Genomic DNA, 14132 nt, shown 5'->3' with positions numbered 1-14132 from the left:
TTCCCGCAGACACCGGCCCGGTTTGGGCCTACCCTACCAGTCGTTGCTCAAGAATCGATGACTACTGCCCGCGCGTCCAAAACATCGAGCAACAGCCTGCTGAGCCGCCTAGCGAGCTGCCCGTCCGGGTCCAAATCTGGATCGAATACCGTCACGCTCAGCCCGCAAACTCGCGGCAGCAACACCCGAAGCAGCTGTTCTAGCTGCTGCCAATAGATGCCATCGGGGTCCGGCCCGTCAACCGCGGGCATAATACTGGGATCGAGAATATCTACGTCTAATTGCAGCCAGATGCCGTCGAGGTGCTGCGGCAGGGCAGCAAAAATCTGCTGACCGATGTGTTCGGCGGAGGCCAGAATCTGCGCACTAGTGAACAGTGCCGCCAAGTACCCGCTGACCTCCTCAATTTCCTCATCGCTATCGCGACAGCCAGCATGCACCACGTTTTGAGGAGAAAAATAGGGGCTCAGTCCGCCGATATTGGCGATCTGCGGCCAATGCTTTCCGGTCACCGCAGCCAAGTCTTCACCCGCTAATGACGCACAATGGGATGAGTTTCCTGGGTGCCGAAAATCGGTGTGACCATCCAGATGGATCAGCCCAAAGTGACCTTGGCGTTTCAACTCGACGGCAATGCCAAGCAGAATTGAACAGTCCCCGCCAAGCACCAGCGGCCAGTCGCCCTGACTTCTAATCGCAGCCAGTCTGTCTCCCAGCCTGGCAGCATGTTCGAGCAGCGGTTCCTCGTTACGCAGCCGCTGGCCAGGCCGCCAATCGTCAAGGTATCGACCCGGCAGTACCACCCCGGCGTCACTCGCTCCGGCCGCTAAAAGTCCGGCATACAAGCCGGCTTCGCGGAGGGCTTCAGGAGCCTTAGCTGTTCCTGGCACCGCGCCCGAGACCGGTGGTCGTAACCCGAGGTTGCTGGGCGCGGAGAGGATGCTGAGGCGTTGCTCTGACACTAGTGTGCCGCCAGTTCTCTTGCCGCTTTCAGATAGCGCTTGGTCACCCAGCTTTGAATAACCCGGCTGACCGGTGCACCGAGGGTGTAAATACCCGGCGCCGGGACGCTGAAGGCGAGCACCGAAAAATACACTTCGCCCTGCTCGGAGAGTTCAGCAACAAAGGCTTCCTCGCCGCTGGCAGGGTGGCCGGGAAGCGTCCCGTAGCCAAAACCAGCGATCCGGGCCGAATATTCTGACCAGACCACCCGGCACGGTACCGGTAACCGGAGCGGGCCCCAACCGAAGCCGCAAACCACTGTGCTGCCAAGTTGCGCCTCGCCGTCAGCGCGCGGTCGCAAACCGGCCCGGCGCTGGATCTGCCATTGCCTGATGCCGTCCGCCAAGCTCTGAAAAGCGGCTTCCCCCTGCGCTACCCGGATCCGTTGGAAGACTCGACGATACTCGGCCGGCCAGGGTGCGGTTGCCTCGACTCCCGCCGCGAGCAACTCACGACTCAGCCCAACCTGGGAGTAACTGAGCCGCTCAGTCATCGCTGCCACGCGCCACCAGGCCACGCCAGCCCAGCGCCTCTTGTTGCAGCTTGGTCAGCGAAGAGACCACCAAATCATAGGAATCCTCGATCAGATCCCGGATCGTTTGATCAGGAAGCGCCCCGCTACAGTCAACCGTGTTCCAATGTTTCTTATTCATATGGTAGCCAGCGGTAATCTCCGGGTGAGCTGCTCTGAGTTGCTCCGCGAGCGCTGGTTCACACTTCAAATTCACCGTAAGCGGCAACTGATCCTCACGGTACAAGGCAAACATTTTGGTGTCTCGCCGCGATCCGCCCGGTACCGGGGCATCAATCTTGATCACCGATGTTTCGGGGCCGAAGGGACGATCTTCGAAAGCCCCCGGCAATGCGAGGCAGAAGTCGCGAAGTTCGGCTACCCTCATCAGGACACCGCCAAGAAATCTTCGAGCAAAACCACCTTGAGTCCGGCCGCTCGTTGCGCGGTCAGGAAAGCTTGCAGATCTTGCGGGAATTCTTTCCGGAAGTGCATTAGCACAATATCTCCCGGCGTTAAGGACTTCCCCTCCTGATAGTTCACCCGACCAGCCCGTACCTCCACATTCCAGTCCACGATTGCTTTGATCCCGCACTGGGCAGCCACTTTGCGAAGAGACAGGGTGTAGGGTCCACCCGGCGGTCGGAAGAACACTGGGCGCCGCCCATACTGCTGTTGCTCGTAATCTGACATCTGGCAGATTTCCTTTTTCTGCAGGCCGTGCGGCAGCTTAATCAAGTTCAGCGGGTGCGAAATCGAGTGATTCTCAATCTTACTGCCCTCGGCCAGGAAGCCTTTGAAATAGTCAGGGTTGTTGAGGATGAAAAGCTGGGCAAGGAAAAGGGTCGCCTTGATGTTGTTGGATTTGAGCAGATCGATCTGCTGCTGGGTTTTGTTCGCACCGTCATCGATGGTGAGGAAGACAATCTTCTGCTTGGTTGGCACCTTCGTCAGCACTGGCACCATGCCGTCGTGAATAGCGGGCAAGACGTAGTCCGCCGGCACTTCCGGGAATGTTCCGCCTGGTTCGGCTGATGGCGAGTTGCTCGCTGAGGAGTTGCTTGGCGTTGCGGTGCCTGGTGGCGAGGAGCTTCCCGAGGACGGCGTCGCTGGATGGCTGCTTGGCCCTTGAGCGCTGCTGGACGTGCTGCTTGGGGTGCTCCGGGTGGGAGTGCCGGAGGGCGATGAGGTGCCGGTGGCAGAGGAGGTATTACTCGGCTTAGCCGAGCTAGTGCCTGCGGCAGTGGGCGGGACCCTTAGCGATCCGCTCGGGCCTCCTTCACTGGCCTGCCTAGCGTTGAAGGCATCGCCTGCAAAGCCAACTACCACGATGATGCAGGTGAGGACGAGTAGCCATGAAAAGATACCTGCCCGGAGCTGTGATTGCACTGCTGATTCCTCGCGACTGACTGCGGATGAACCCCCAAGTTTCAGCCTAGCTGATCGGCTAAGCCAATCCGAGCATTGGTGCTTCAATGGCCGGGCAGGCATTCATCACCACTGACAGCCCGGCTGCACTAGCACGTTGCGCAGCAGCTTCGTCGATCACCCCTAGCTGCAGCCAGACGGCCTTGGCGCCGACCGCAATAGCCTGATCGACCACGGCGCCAACACGTTCTGAGTTAATAAAGCAATCGACAACGTCGATAGGCCCGGGGATCTCAGCCAAGGTCGCATAGCCTTTAGCGCCATGTACGTCATCCGCTCTCGGATTGACCGGAATAATCTCTATTCCGAGGCTCTGCTGGAGGAATTTCGCTACCCCAAAAGCAGGCCTTGCAGTGTTACTGGATAGTCCGACAACTGCCCAGCGGCCCTTATCCGTGAGCAGGCTTCGCACGGCGGCCGGATCATTTTGGTGACTCATTTGCCCAGCCTACGCCGTTTTCAATCCGACCGAGGCGGGATGAGCTCTGGCAGGTTTTGTTCCATTGTTGTGCCACTTTCCCTCCACAGCTGCCGCTTTTTCCTTGGTTCCCCACAACGGTGATTTATCGCTTTCTTCCGCTTAGCGGAATTGGCACAGTGAATGTTCAAACGATCCAACTTTCCAAGCAAACTAACCATCCAGGAGGACCCTTGAGAAGAAACCTGAAAAGAAAACTGATCGCTATGATCGGCTTAGTCATCGCGCTTTGCTGCCTCTTGCTGCCTATAGGCCAGGCCAGCGCGATCTCGACTGGCTGGCGGCTGGGCGCTGGGCTGGGGAGTGCCGCGCTCTGGGTTGGACAACAAAGAAACGCTGAAGGCTTATTGGTTTACTGTACCGACTATGAAAAACATTCGCCGGGCGTCAATGAATCCTATGTGGCAGTGAAAGAAGGCAGCTTTGTCCGCAGTGACGGAGTGCGGCTCAGCCCTCAGCAAAATTCGGCGCTTTCCTACCTTCTGCTGCGCTGGGGACGAACGCATGACAATCTGACAGCTGCCGCCGTGCAGTTATCGATCTGGGCGCTCACCTCGCCGGGCCGTTCCTGGCATAGTCCCGGGATGAGCCAGATTATCGCTAAGGGGTCGCTGCCCGCCGCCGCTGTTTCGCTCGGTCTCTCGCTCACCGAGCAATCGCTACGCTTTGCTGGCCCCTATCGAATTGCCATGGCGATGTCCCGCCCCGGAGCCGCTTCGGTGTCGATCCTTGGCGCTTCGGGAGCCTCGGTCCCCGGTTTGGCGGTGCGGCTCAAAAGTTCGGGGACGCTGAGCGTAGCCGGAAAGGATCAGCTTTGGACTTCAACGGCAACGGCGCACATGGTGCCAGTACAGCGCACAGGCTTCGGTGCCGGATCATTGCAGGTTGCGGTTGATCAGGCTCCCGCGGCAGCACTGCAATGGTTGGTGCCAAAAAGCAAAACCACTCAGCGCCTGATCAGCTCTGAAGTCACCTCCCCGGTGCAAGCAACACTGAAGGTTCAAGCCCTTTCAATGAAACCCGTCGTGCATACTGAAACCTCGGCCAAGGTGCTATCGGGAACTGCCGAACTCAACGACACCCTCACGGTTTCCTTAGCTGCTGGTCCGGCTGGAGGGCAAACATGGCTCATTGACCCGCAAAGCAATAAGCCCGTTGAACTGAGGGTGATCTCTATGCTCTGGGGACCCTTGAACGCTAGGCCTCGAGAATCCACTGTGGTTCCCTCCGGTACGCCCCTACTGGGCACCGTGAGTACCGCGGTACGAGGCCCCGGGCGCTTCAGTACTCCCGCACTCACGATCAGCAAACCGGGCTACTACGTCTGGACGGAACGTATTAACCCCAGCAGCGCGATTCCCGCTAGTGCACACGATTCGATTAGGCCCTGGCAAGGTAGCTTCGGGCTTCCGGCGGAAACAAGCCTCTCCCGATGGCGTCCGGCTATTTCAACCGAGCTTTCCAGCCACCAGGGCGAGCCAGGAATTGCTATTTCTGATCAGTTACACCTCAGCGGTTCGATACCAGCGGGGCAGACCGTGCGACTCACGATGTACGGGCCACTCGCCGAACGCCCTCTCCCTGCCAGCCAAGTTCCGGCCGGAAGTAAGATTTTTAAGAGCGTCGAGTTACCGCTCTCCGGGCCGATGAAAGCGGACTTCGGCATCTTGCCGCTACCCGGTTGTTACACCGTGGTGGCAACCGTGGCTGGGTCGACCGAGGTCGTCCCCTTCCGGGGGATATTCGGTGATCCGCAGGAGACCGTCTGTTTGAAGCGGGCCTCCGCGCCAATGCCCCAGCCTCCGCACCCCGGTCCCGTCGCTGCACCTTCAACTGCACCAACCAAACCAGCCCCAGCTACCACGGCTTCTCCGCCTAGCCAGTCCTCGTCGCAGCCCAATCAAGGGGTGGCAAAGCTGGCGAACACCGGCAACGCTGGACTCTTAGCGGTGAGCGGCGGAGCTGGGTTGCTGACCTTGGCTGGCTGCACAGTGTTGCTGCTCAGCAAGCTGAGGCTGAGGCGAAACCGCTTCCTCAGGCAATAACTCGCCAGCGGCTTAAGCTCGCTTTCGCGGCCAATCAGCTAGCTCCTGCCAAACGTCGTGCCCGTTCCCGCAAGCGCAGTTCAAGTAATTGTCAGTTCAAGCAAACACCCGTTCAAGCAAGCGGATATCAGTGCGCGGGAACGATCTCCCGCACTGACTTGATCCGGCGGTTCTTCAGCACCGGGAGAAACTCGCGGACCTCAGCAATTCGTTTCATGGTGACTTCGGAACTGGCAACGCCTTCGGGTTCCTCATTGAGGAAGGCCGTCGGCACACCCATCGGGTCGAGGATGACCGAGTGTCCAATACAATGCTCACTTGTGGTCCCGGCGGCGGCGACCCAGCAAGTGTTTTCGATTGCCCGGGCTTTGAGTAAGGTCTCCCAGTGGTCGATCTTGTGCTCGCCCTTAAACCAGGCGGCGGCAACGCAGAGCAAATCAACTTCTTGTTCGGCAAGCGCTCTAGCCAGCTCGGGAAAGCGCACGTCGTAACAGGTCATCATGCCCACCTTGAGCTCGCCAATCCGCACCACGGTCAGCCCGCCGTCGCCGGGCAAAATCCTTTTGGATTCCTGATAGGAGAAGGCGTCGTAAAGGTGGAGCTTCCGATAGGTCCCTAAGATCGCGCCGCTGGCGTCTATCGCAACCAGGGTGTTGTAAGGACGTTCCTCACCGCTGGACTCATAGCCACCAGCAATCATGGCAATCTTCAGCTCTGCCGCGACGAAAGAGAGCTGCTGAACGAAGATACTCCAACCCGCATCCACGGCAGCACGGAAATCAGAATCCACCTTAGCCACCGAGAACATTGCTTCTTCAGGGAACAGAATCAATTCGCTACCGTCAGATTTGGCTTGTTCGGCTAGACGGCGCATCGTGGTGATGTTCTCGGCCACGTCGCCGCCCGGGGTGAATTGTCCTACGCTGACCTTCATTCGGCCACCTCTTTCCTGAAACTGGTGGTACTCGGTTTAAGTCTGTCCGCTGGCGCTGAGAAAAAGCAACGAGTCCGCTAAGAATCCGCGGCTGTTTCTCCGCTAAGCAACTACCCGCTCAGTGATCAATTCAGCTACCGAATCAGTCATCGATTAAATCGTGCAACACAATGGTTTGATCGCGATCCGGTCCGACCCCAATGGCAGAGAACCTGGTACCCGACATCTTCTCCAAGGCGAGCACGTAGTCACGGGCGTTTGTCGGCAGCTCGTCGAGCGTTTTTGCATCGGAGATGTCCTCAGTCCAGCCATCAAAATATTCGAAGATCGGCTTGGCATGATGGAAATCAGTCAGCGTCATCGGCATCTCGTCGTGACGCACTCCGTCGACGTCGTAAGCGACGCAAACAGGGATCTTTTCGATACCGGTCAGCACGTCGAGCTTGGTCACGAAGTAATCGGTAAAGCCATTGATCCGTGAAGCGTGCCGAGCCAGCACCGCGTCGTACCAGCCGCAACGACGCGGCCGGCCGGTGTTGACACCGAATTCGCCGCCCTTCTTCTGCAGATAGTCGCCCATTTCATCGAAAAGCTCGGTCGGGAAGGGGCCAGCGCCAACTCTGGTGGTGTAAGCCTTGATGATGCCAACCACCCGCGTGATCCGGCTCGGACCGATGCCGGAGCCCACCGAGGCCCCGCCTGCGGTCGGGTTAGAGGAAGTGACAAAGGGGTAAGTGCCATGATCGACGTCAAGGTAGGTCGCCTGGCCGCCTTCCATCAACACGACCTTGCCGTCGTCAAGCGCACGGTTGAGTTCCAGCGTCGTGTCGATAACGAAGGGCCGGAGCCGCTCGGCGAAGTCCAGGAAGTACTGCACAGTCTCATCAACGCCAATGGCGCGACGGTTGTAAACCTTGACCAGCAACTCGTTCTTCTGAGCGAGTGAACCTTCCACTTTCTGGCGCAAAATCGACTCGTCGAAGACGTCTTGAACTCGAATCCCAAGCCGCGCGACCTTGTCCATATACGCCGGGCCGATGCCACGACCGGTGGTGCCAATCGCACGCTTGCCAAGGAACCGTTCGGTCACCTTGTCGAGGACCTGGTGATAGGGCGCCACCAGATGGGCATTCGCCGAAATACGGAGCCGTGAAGTATCCGCACCACGCGCCTCAAGGGCGTCAATCTCTTCGAAGAGCGCTTCAAGGTTGACCACACAGCCATTACCGATCATCGGGATGGCGTTCGGACTCAGAATACCTGCGGGAAGAAGCTTTAGCTCATACTTCTCACCGCCCACCACAACTGTGTGCCCGGCGTTGTTTCCTCCATTGGGTTTCACGACATAATCGACGCGACCCCCCAACAGATCCGTAGCCTTACCCTTGCCTTCGTCGCCCCATTGGGCGCCGACGATCACTACTGCTGGCATGGGAACCTCCCCCATTTCATAGCGATGCCCCTTTCCTCTTGCGTTCGCACCAGGCGAAGTAAGAGTTCCGGGGCTCTTACCTAGCAAGTTTAGCGGACTCAGTAGCTAAGCCGAAGTTTGTTCATCAGCGCTCGAAACCGGACTGAGCCGGTAGCGTCGACTAGCCGGACTGTTGCGCCTGCACCGCCGCCCGACCGAAATCCAGCCAATCAGCAGCCTCAGCAAGCGGAATTTCCACCCAGTCCTTGAAGGGTCGACCCATCCCCGAGGGATCGAAAAGCGTCGCTCCAGGCAGCGAAAGCGCCTCGGCGTGTCGAGCTGAGTCGCGACCGAGCTTGAAGGCCATCTTCTCGCCGTGCAAACAGCCAATGGCTTTCTTATTCAGCATCAGCGCCGCAGCACCGAAGGTTTTGCCCAGCACCACGTCCTGGTCGGCGAAGATTTCGGCAACCGAGTGGAAGGCTGCAACGGCCTGCTCTGATGACTCCATGATGTCCACAGCCTCATCATGCCACCATCGGCAGGGTCACACAGCTATGATCTTGAGTCTCAACGATTTGTTTTGATCCGAACCGGAGATTCTGATGCGATTCCCCAGCATGATCCGCCGTAACCCACACGAACCTCATCGGGTATCAACCCCGCTTGAGTTGTTCTTCGACCTGGTCTTCGTGGTCGCAGTGGGGGTAGCTGGCCGTACCCTCCTGCACAACGAGGCCGCGGGTCACTTCAGCGTCGGCTTGCTCGGTTTTGCGATGGCGTTCTTCGCGATCTGGTGGGCCTGGATGAACTTCACCTGGTTCGCCACCTCCTACGGCACGGACGATTGGTACTACCGGATCCTGACTCTGGTGCAGATGGCTGGCGCTCTGGTTTTTGCCGCCGGTGTGACCGGTATTGCGAACCCTGAGCACCCTAATTTCACCCTGGGAATCAGCGGTTACATCATTATGCGCGTGGCCATTATCCTGCAATGGATCAGAGCCGGGATAGGCGACCCGAGCGGTCGGAAGACCGCCTTTGGCTACGCCATTGGCATCGCCATCGTGCAGGTTTACTGGGTACTCTTCGCGGTCGTAGTGCCGGACGGCATCAAGCCCTGGATGTTCTTGGTCGGGGCTCTCGCGGAGATCGCGGTCCCCGTGGTGGCCGAGCGCTTCAACACCACGCCCTGGCACCGGCACCACATCACCGAACGCTACGGCCTGTTCACCATTATTGTGTTGGGCGAATCGGTGCTGGCCTCCACTACCGCGGTGATCGAGGCTGTGAACGAATCCGAACAACTCGGTGACCTGCTGCTGATTGCCGGTACCGGATTCGTGATTGTGGCCTGCCTCTGGTGGATATACTTCGCGCTGCCACAACACGAGTTGCTGACTAGTTTCAGAACCGCACTGGGCTGGGGCTATGGTCACTACTTCGTCTTCGCGGCGGCGGCAGCGGTTTCCGCTGGAATTGAGGTGGCGCTCGAAGTGGAAACTCAGCACGCCACCCTGGAAGCCGCGGCGGCCGCCGCTACACTCTGCGTTCCGGTAGCGGTTTTCGTGTTCTTTGTTTGGTTATTGGTGGTTCGGCCGCAAGCCACCACCCCGAGCAATGTGGCAATGCCAGCCGCGGTGGTGCTGATCCTGCTCAGTGTTTTCGCACCGTTTTCGCTGCAAATCACGGCGCTGATCCTAGTGGCACTGGTGGCGTTCTTGACCGCCTACGCGGTGCCGCACCGCACCAAGCACCTGAACTGAGCTGCACTGAACTGCACTGAGCCGGGGCGATGTTTCCAGCATGGCCATCCCGGCAGCTAATTCCGCCGCACAGCTCGCTTAGTGGAACTCGGTTAGTGGAAGGTGTAGCCGGAATCCGGGAAAATGGTAGCTCCGGTCATCGCACGATTACTAAAGAGCATCATCACCACTTCGGCCACATCTCGTTCCTGCGGGAGTGAGTGAAGCACAGTGGCGCCTCGATATGACTCGAAGGCGGCGTCCCGTACGGCCTGATCTCGATTGGCCCAGAGATTACCTTCGACGGTGCCCGGGGACACCACATTCACCCGAACCGGTGCTAACTCCACGGCCAAGCCTCTGCCTAGGCCCTCGATGGCTGAGTTGCAAGCAACATAGGCCGGTGCTGCGCCGGGCGGCCTGGCACCAGCGGCACCAGACATCAACACAATAGAGGCATCCGCGCTCAACTTGGGACGAGCATGCCGCACCGCGTTGTACTGGCCCCAAAATTTCGAGACGAAGGGGCTGGCAGCCTGTTCGAGGCTGAGTTCTTCCAGCGAACCAGTCACGTAATTAGCCGCAGTCACCAGCAGGTGATCAATGCTTTCGATATCACTGATGAATCGTCCAATCGACGCCTCGTCTTCGACGTCGACCGCCCCATACTGCACCTTCACTGCTGGGTATTGCTGTTCGATCTGAGTAGCCGCGTTGCTGAGTTTATCGAGGTTCCGGGAGCCCAGGACGAGTGAGGCTCCGGCCTCAGCCGCTGCGAGCGCTACTTGAAAGCCAATTCCGCTACCGCCACCGATCAGCACGACTGTACGGCCGCTTAAATCCTGTGCCACATTTCCCCTTTGAAAAAATTTCGCCGAGTTCGCGGTCAAGTCTCGGATTCGCTAGTAATTCCTAGCGAATCCGAGACTCTCCCGCGAACTCGGCGGTTTGGTGCCGGTCTATTTCTGCAGCTCGACCAAGGCTTGCGGGTCTGAGTCATTGAGGAAAGTAGCCACTCGTTCGGCTTCCTCGGTCTCACCGATCGAGCCGGCAGCCTGCCCTAGGGCGTAGAGCGCCTTCAGGAAACCTCTGTTCGGCTCATGCTGCCATGGGATCGGGCCGGTTCCTCGCCAGCCGTTACGCCGTAGCGCATCGAGGCCGCGGTGATACCCGGTGCGGGCATAGGCATAGGCCTCCACTGTGTGCCCAGCGGTGAGAGCTTCCTCCGCCAACAGGGCCCAAGGCAGGGACGAGGCCGGAAAACTAGCGGCAACGTCGACCGGCTCGGCACCGCCAGCCAATCGCTCAGTGACCTCCGGTTCCACCGGCAGCAAAGTCGGCTCTGGGCCGATCAGATTCTTCCGGAATTCGTCAGACATCCGAACCGCCTAGAGGCTCTTGCCAGCGGAGCCGAGCTCCTGTGCAGCAAGTACCAAACGCGCGGCCAGACCAGCTTCAGCAGAAGCACCCCAGACTCGCGGGTCGTAAGTCTTCTTATTGCCGACCTCGCCGTCCACCTTGAGCACGCCGTCGTAGTTCTTGAACATGTGATCGGCCACCGGGCGGGTGTAGGCGTACTGGGTGTCAGTGTCGATGTTCATCTTGATCACACCGAAGGAAACCGCGTCGGCAATTTCCTGTGGAGTGGAACCCGAGCCGCCGTGGAAGACCAAGTCGAAGGGGCTGCTCTTACCGAGCTTGGCACCCACCTGATCCTGAATTTCCTTGAGGATCTCGGGGCGCAGTTTCACATTGCCCGGCTTGTATACGCCGTGCACGTTTCCGAAGGTCAGCGCCGTGATGTACCGGCCATTCTCGCCCGAGCCCAGCGCCTCAACGGTCGCCAAGCCATCGGCGACGGTGGAATAGAGCTTGTCATTGATCTCGTTATCAACACCGTCTTCCTCACCGCCGACCGCACCGATTTCGACCTCAAGAATCATCTTGGCGGCCGCCATCCGGGGCAGCAGTTCCTTGCCAATCCGCAAGTTCTCCTCCAGAGTCTCGGCGGAGCCATCCCACATATGCGAGTTAAAGAACGGGTTACGGCCAGCAGCCACCTCCGCCTCCGAAGCGGCCAACAATGGCAACACAAAGCCGTCCAGCTTGTCCTTAGGGCAGTGGTCGGTGTGCAGCGCTACTTTGACCGGGTAGTTCTTAGCCACCTCACGAGCGAATGCTGCGAAGCCCAGGGAACCCGCCACCATGTCTTTGACCTTGGCACCCGACCAATAGGCTGCGCCACCGGTGGAGACCTGCACAATGCCATCAGAACCGGCGTCGGCAAAGCCTTGCAGGGCTGCATTGAGGGTCTGCGAGGAGGTCACGTTCACTGCGGGGTAGGCGAAACCGCCAGCCTTTGCGCGATCGATCATCTCTGCGTATTCGTCCGGTGTCGCGATAGGCATACGTACTCCTTGAGGTAACTTGCTGGGTCGCTCTCATCTTAACTCAAGCCGCCTGCCCTCGGGGTAGTTATTGCGCAAGCTCGCTTTCCCACACTTCGATTACACCGATCGCTTGGACCTCAGATCCTGGCAATCGACCAGCAACTGGTCACTAGCTGCACAACTGCTGGGCCTTATCCCACAGAAAGCTGACAGGGGAGATCTACCCATTGTCGAAGCCGCTTTGCCCTGTTTGACTGAATCCGCTCAATGATTCTCGGCATCACCAATCGAAAGATATGACTATGACAGATCAAGGATTTAGCCGGAAGACTTTTCTCAAAACCGGTGCCTTAGGCGCGGCCGCTGCAGTGCTCAGCGTACCGACTTTAGGGGCTGGCCTGGCCAGTGCAGCGTTGCCAGCGGTCAATATGGAAAAGGTCGTTCTGGCCGCTCAAGTTGACCCATACCGCGGTTCGGTCGCGATCACCGCTGGCGCTGGCCCTTCGGTGAAGCTAGTACAGCAGGCCCTGATCGCCAAGAAGTTCCTGGCCGCAGGCTATGCCGATGGAAACTTCGGCAAAATGACGATTGCCGCCTACAAGAAATACCAACAGTCGCTCGGCTACACCGGCTTGGATGCCAGCGGCTTGCCCGGTCCAACCTCGCTGAAGAAGCTCGGCACCAATCGCTACACGGTGACCAGGCCGATTACCGTTGGCGCGAAAACCACTGTGAGCGGTAAGCGAGTGAACACTCGGACCAAGAACATGCTGGTGGCAGCGGGCAAACGGGCTGGCATCACCATGTCACTCACTCAGGGCTCCTACAACCCGGGTGGCGTCGGCGCCTCCGCTGGTACGCACGACGGTGGCGGCGTGGTCGATATCTCGGTGAGCGGTAAGACTTCGGCGCAGATGACCAAGATGGTCAAAGCGCTCCGTGAGGTTGGCTTTGCCGCCTGGCACCGCACCCCGGCGCAGGGCTTTGCGCATCACATCCACGCGGTGGCCATCTGCGACACCGATATGTCTCCTTCAGCTCAAGCCCAGGTCGGCGATTACTACCGTGGTCGTAACGGCTTGGCTTCGCATGCGGCAGATGATGGCCCCAAGGTCACCAAGACTTATTGGGAAGAGTATCTGCGCTAAGCCCCTCTATCGGGCTCTGCCCTGCTGTCTCGGTTCGAGTTGAACGACATTTTTGGGGGATTTCAACTCCACCACTCGAAGGCAGCGGGGCAAAGTCTTTTAACAGATGGACAACCGCTCGGATCACGAACAGCGCGCTCGGCGTAAGCCTCTAAGCGCTAAACCTTGGCTCAGGGCGCCGATCCGGAAACTCGCTGACCGAATTCGTATCTGCGAATCCAAGCATGCATCGCAATGGCCGCAGCCGCTGAAGCGTTGATTGAGCGAGTCGAACCGTATTGGGCAATCGAAAGAGTTGCTTCAGCCGCCTGATGCACTTCCGGTGTCAGCCCGGGGCCTTCCTGGCCGAACACCAAGACGCATTTGCTCGGCAGCGGGTAGCTTTCCAGGGGCACCGAATCGGGGAAATTATCAATCCCGATCACGACGACCCCCTCCTCCGCCGCCCAATTCACAAAGTCCTCGACCGTCGGATGATGCCTGACGTGCTGGTACTTATCGGTGACCATAGCGCCGCGCCGGTTCCAACGGCGTCGGCCAATAATGTGCACTTCTTTGGCCAGAAAAGCATTGGCGGTGCGCACCACCGAACCGATGTTCAGATCGTGCTGCCAGTTCTCAATCGCGACGTGAAACTCGTGGCGACGTTCATCCAGCGCGGCCACGATGGCATCATGTCGCCAGTACCGGAACTCATCTATAACGTTCCGGCGGTCGCCTTCGGCGAGTAGTTCAGGGTCCCACTGCTCGCCTTGCGGCCAGGTTCCCTCCCACGGGCCGACGCCGATCATCTCCGCCACTGCCTCCGCACCTGTAGCCGGTTCGCTATCTGCTTGTTTGGAGGAATCAGCGCCCTTGGCGGCAGCTCCGCTCAGCTCAATCGGATCTTGGCTAGTCGATTCCGCTGCTGGGATGGCGGTATGGGGAGTGTCCGGGGCGCCGTCTCCGGGCTGCGCGATTGTGCTCACATAACTAGCCTATCTACCCGAGCTCTAAGCTATTTGCCTCACGTTGACCTCGAGTTACTCTCGAATCGGTGA

14 protein-coding genes and 1 pseudogene are annotated in these 14132 nt (G+C 58.9%); 3 read left to right on the top strand and 12 right to left on the bottom strand.

Annotation, left to right across the window (positions count from 1 at the left end):
• Positions 1-47 precede the first annotated feature (47 nt).
• From UM93_RS15455 to UM93_RS15435, 5 genes are read right to left on the bottom strand one after another with little or no spacing between them, the layout of a single operon-like run.
• Positions 48-962 carry an arginase family protein gene (locus tag UM93_RS15455; RefSeq protein ID WP_045076404.1) on the bottom strand — a complete coding sequence of 305 codons (915 nt, stop codon included), beginning with the start codon at positions 960-962 and terminating at the stop codon, positions 48-50.
• Positions 962-1519, bottom strand: coding sequence for a DUF1990 family protein (locus UM93_RS15450; RefSeq protein WP_157874177.1), 558 nt, complete (start codon positions 1517-1519; stop codon positions 962-964). The genes UM93_RS15455 and UM93_RS15450 overlap by 1 nt, the downstream gene beginning before the upstream one ends.
• Positions 1488-1901, bottom strand: coding sequence for an MmcQ/YjbR family DNA-binding protein (locus UM93_RS15445; protein ID WP_045076403.1), 414 nt, complete (start codon positions 1899-1901; stop codon positions 1488-1490). Before UM93_RS15445 ends, UM93_RS15450 begins: the two co-directional genes overlap by 32 nt.
• Positions 1901-2902, bottom strand: a complete 1002-nt coding sequence (locus tag UM93_RS17330; RefSeq protein ID WP_052663839.1) for a polysaccharide deacetylase family protein — start codon at positions 2900-2902, stop codon at positions 1901-1903. The genes UM93_RS15445 and UM93_RS17330 overlap by 1 nt, the downstream gene beginning before the upstream one ends.
• A 58-nt stretch (positions 2903-2960) precedes the next feature.
• Positions 2961-3380 (bottom strand): CoA-binding protein, encoded by a 420-nt coding sequence (locus UM93_RS15435; RefSeq protein WP_045076402.1) that lies wholly within the window; start codon positions 3378-3380, stop codon positions 2961-2963.
• 245 nt (positions 3381-3625) lie between these two features.
• Between UM93_RS15435 and UM93_RS15430 the strand changes: the two genes are divergently transcribed.
• Positions 3626-5464, top strand: a complete 1839-nt coding sequence (locus UM93_RS15430) for a hypothetical protein (RefSeq protein WP_045076401.1) — start codon at positions 3626-3628, stop codon at positions 5462-5464.
• Positions 5465-5591: 127 nt separating this feature from the next.
• Here the strand turns inward: UM93_RS15430 and UM93_RS15425 are convergent, their stop codons facing one another.
• The 3 genes from UM93_RS15425 to UM93_RS15415 form a co-directional block, all read right to left on the bottom strand.
• Positions 5592-6398: a carbon-nitrogen hydrolase family protein gene (locus UM93_RS15425; RefSeq protein ID WP_045076400.1), complete on the bottom strand. Its 807-nt coding sequence runs from the start codon at positions 6396-6398 to the stop codon at positions 5592-5594.
• 142 nt (positions 6399-6540) lie between these two features.
• Positions 6541-7830 (bottom strand): adenylosuccinate synthase, encoded by a 1290-nt coding sequence (locus tag UM93_RS15420; protein WP_045076399.1) that lies wholly within the window; start codon positions 7828-7830, stop codon positions 6541-6543.
• 160 nt (positions 7831-7990) lie between these two features.
• Positions 7991-8320, bottom strand: coding sequence for a hypothetical protein (locus UM93_RS15415; protein ID WP_045076398.1), 330 nt, complete (start codon positions 8318-8320; stop codon positions 7991-7993).
• 94 nt (positions 8321-8414) lie between these two features.
• Here UM93_RS15415 and UM93_RS15410 point away from each other — a divergent pair, with 94 nt between their 5' ends.
• Positions 8415-9575 carry a low temperature requirement protein A gene (locus tag UM93_RS15410; RefSeq protein WP_052663838.1) on the top strand — a complete coding sequence of 387 codons (1161 nt, stop codon included), beginning with the start codon at positions 8415-8417 and terminating at the stop codon, positions 9573-9575.
• A gap of 92 nt (positions 9576-9667) precedes the next feature.
• On the opposite strand, the gene UM93_RS15405 is transcribed toward UM93_RS15410, so the two are convergent.
• The 3 genes and pseudogenes from UM93_RS15405 to fbaA form a co-directional block, all read right to left on the bottom strand.
• A complete protein-coding gene (locus UM93_RS15405) occupies positions 9668-10405 on the bottom strand; it encodes an SDR family oxidoreductase (protein WP_045077595.1) in 738 nt (245 codons plus the stop codon).
• Between the two features lie 108 nt (positions 10406-10513).
• The gene (locus UM93_RS15400; RefSeq protein ID WP_045076397.1) at positions 10514-10933 is read right to left on the bottom strand and encodes a DUF3151 domain-containing protein; all 420 of its coding nucleotides are present in this window, start codon (positions 10931-10933) and stop codon (positions 10514-10516) included.
• A 9-nt stretch (positions 10934-10942) separates the two neighbouring features.
• A pseudogene (gene fbaA / locus UM93_RS15395) lies at positions 10943-11965 on the bottom strand (class II fructose-bisphosphate aldolase); the annotation flags it as partial.
• Positions 11966-12246: 281 nt separating this feature from the next.
• Between fbaA and UM93_RS15390 the strand changes: the two are divergent.
• On the top strand, positions 12247-13092 hold the full coding sequence (locus UM93_RS15390; RefSeq protein WP_162183386.1) for a peptidoglycan-binding domain-containing protein: 846 nt from the start codon (positions 12247-12249) through the stop codon (positions 13090-13092).
• A gap of 170 nt (positions 13093-13262) precedes the next feature.
• Here UM93_RS15390 and UM93_RS15385 read toward each other — a convergent pair whose 3' ends face one another.
• Positions 13263-13883, bottom strand: coding sequence for a TrmH family RNA methyltransferase (locus UM93_RS15385; RefSeq protein WP_045077592.1), 621 nt, complete (start codon positions 13881-13883; stop codon positions 13263-13265).
• Positions 13884-14132: the final 249 nt, after the last annotated feature.

Source organism: Psychromicrobium lacuslunae (genome assembly GCF_000950575.1).
Classification (GTDB): domain Bacteria; phylum Actinomycetota; class Actinomycetes; order Actinomycetales; family Micrococcaceae; genus Renibacterium; species Renibacterium lacuslunae.
Note: the sequence above shows the minus strand (reverse complement) of the source record. Positions and strands in the feature narration are given on the sequence as shown.

Coding starts and splice junctions, on each gene's coding strand:
- UM93_RS15435 (WP_045076402.1), bottom strand. CDS start 3,380: ATGAGTCACCAAAATGATCCGGCCGCCGTGCGAAGCCTGCTCACGGAT.
- UM93_RS15445 (WP_045076403.1), bottom strand. CDS start 1,901: ATGAGGGTAGCCGAACTTCGCGACTTCTGCCTCGCATTGCCGGGGGCT.
- UM93_RS15425 (WP_045076400.1), bottom strand. CDS start 6,398: ATGAAGGTCAGCGTAGGACAATTCACCCCGGGCGGCGACGTGGCCGAG.
- UM93_RS15390 (WP_162183386.1), top strand. CDS start 12,247: ATGACAGATCAAGGATTTAGCCGGAAGACTTTTCTCAAAACCGGTGCC.
- UM93_RS15415 (WP_045076398.1), bottom strand. CDS start 8,320: ATGGAGTCATCAGAGCAGGCCGTTGCAGCCTTCCACTCGGTTGCCGAA.
- UM93_RS15430 (WP_045076401.1), top strand. CDS start 3,626: ATGATCGGCTTAGTCATCGCGCTTTGCTGCCTCTTGCTGCCTATAGGC.
- UM93_RS15420 (WP_045076399.1), bottom strand. CDS start 7,830: ATGCCAGCAGTAGTGATCGTCGGCGCCCAATGGGGCGACGAAGGCAAG.
- UM93_RS15410 (WP_052663838.1), top strand. CDS start 8,415: ATGCGATTCCCCAGCATGATCCGCCGTAACCCACACGAACCTCATCGG.
- UM93_RS15385 (WP_045077592.1), bottom strand. CDS start 13,883: ATGATCGGCGTCGGCCCGTGGGAGGGAACCTGGCCGCAAGGCGAGCAG.
- UM93_RS15400 (WP_045076397.1), bottom strand. CDS start 10,933: ATGTCTGACGAATTCCGGAAGAATCTGATCGGCCCAGAGCCGACTTTG.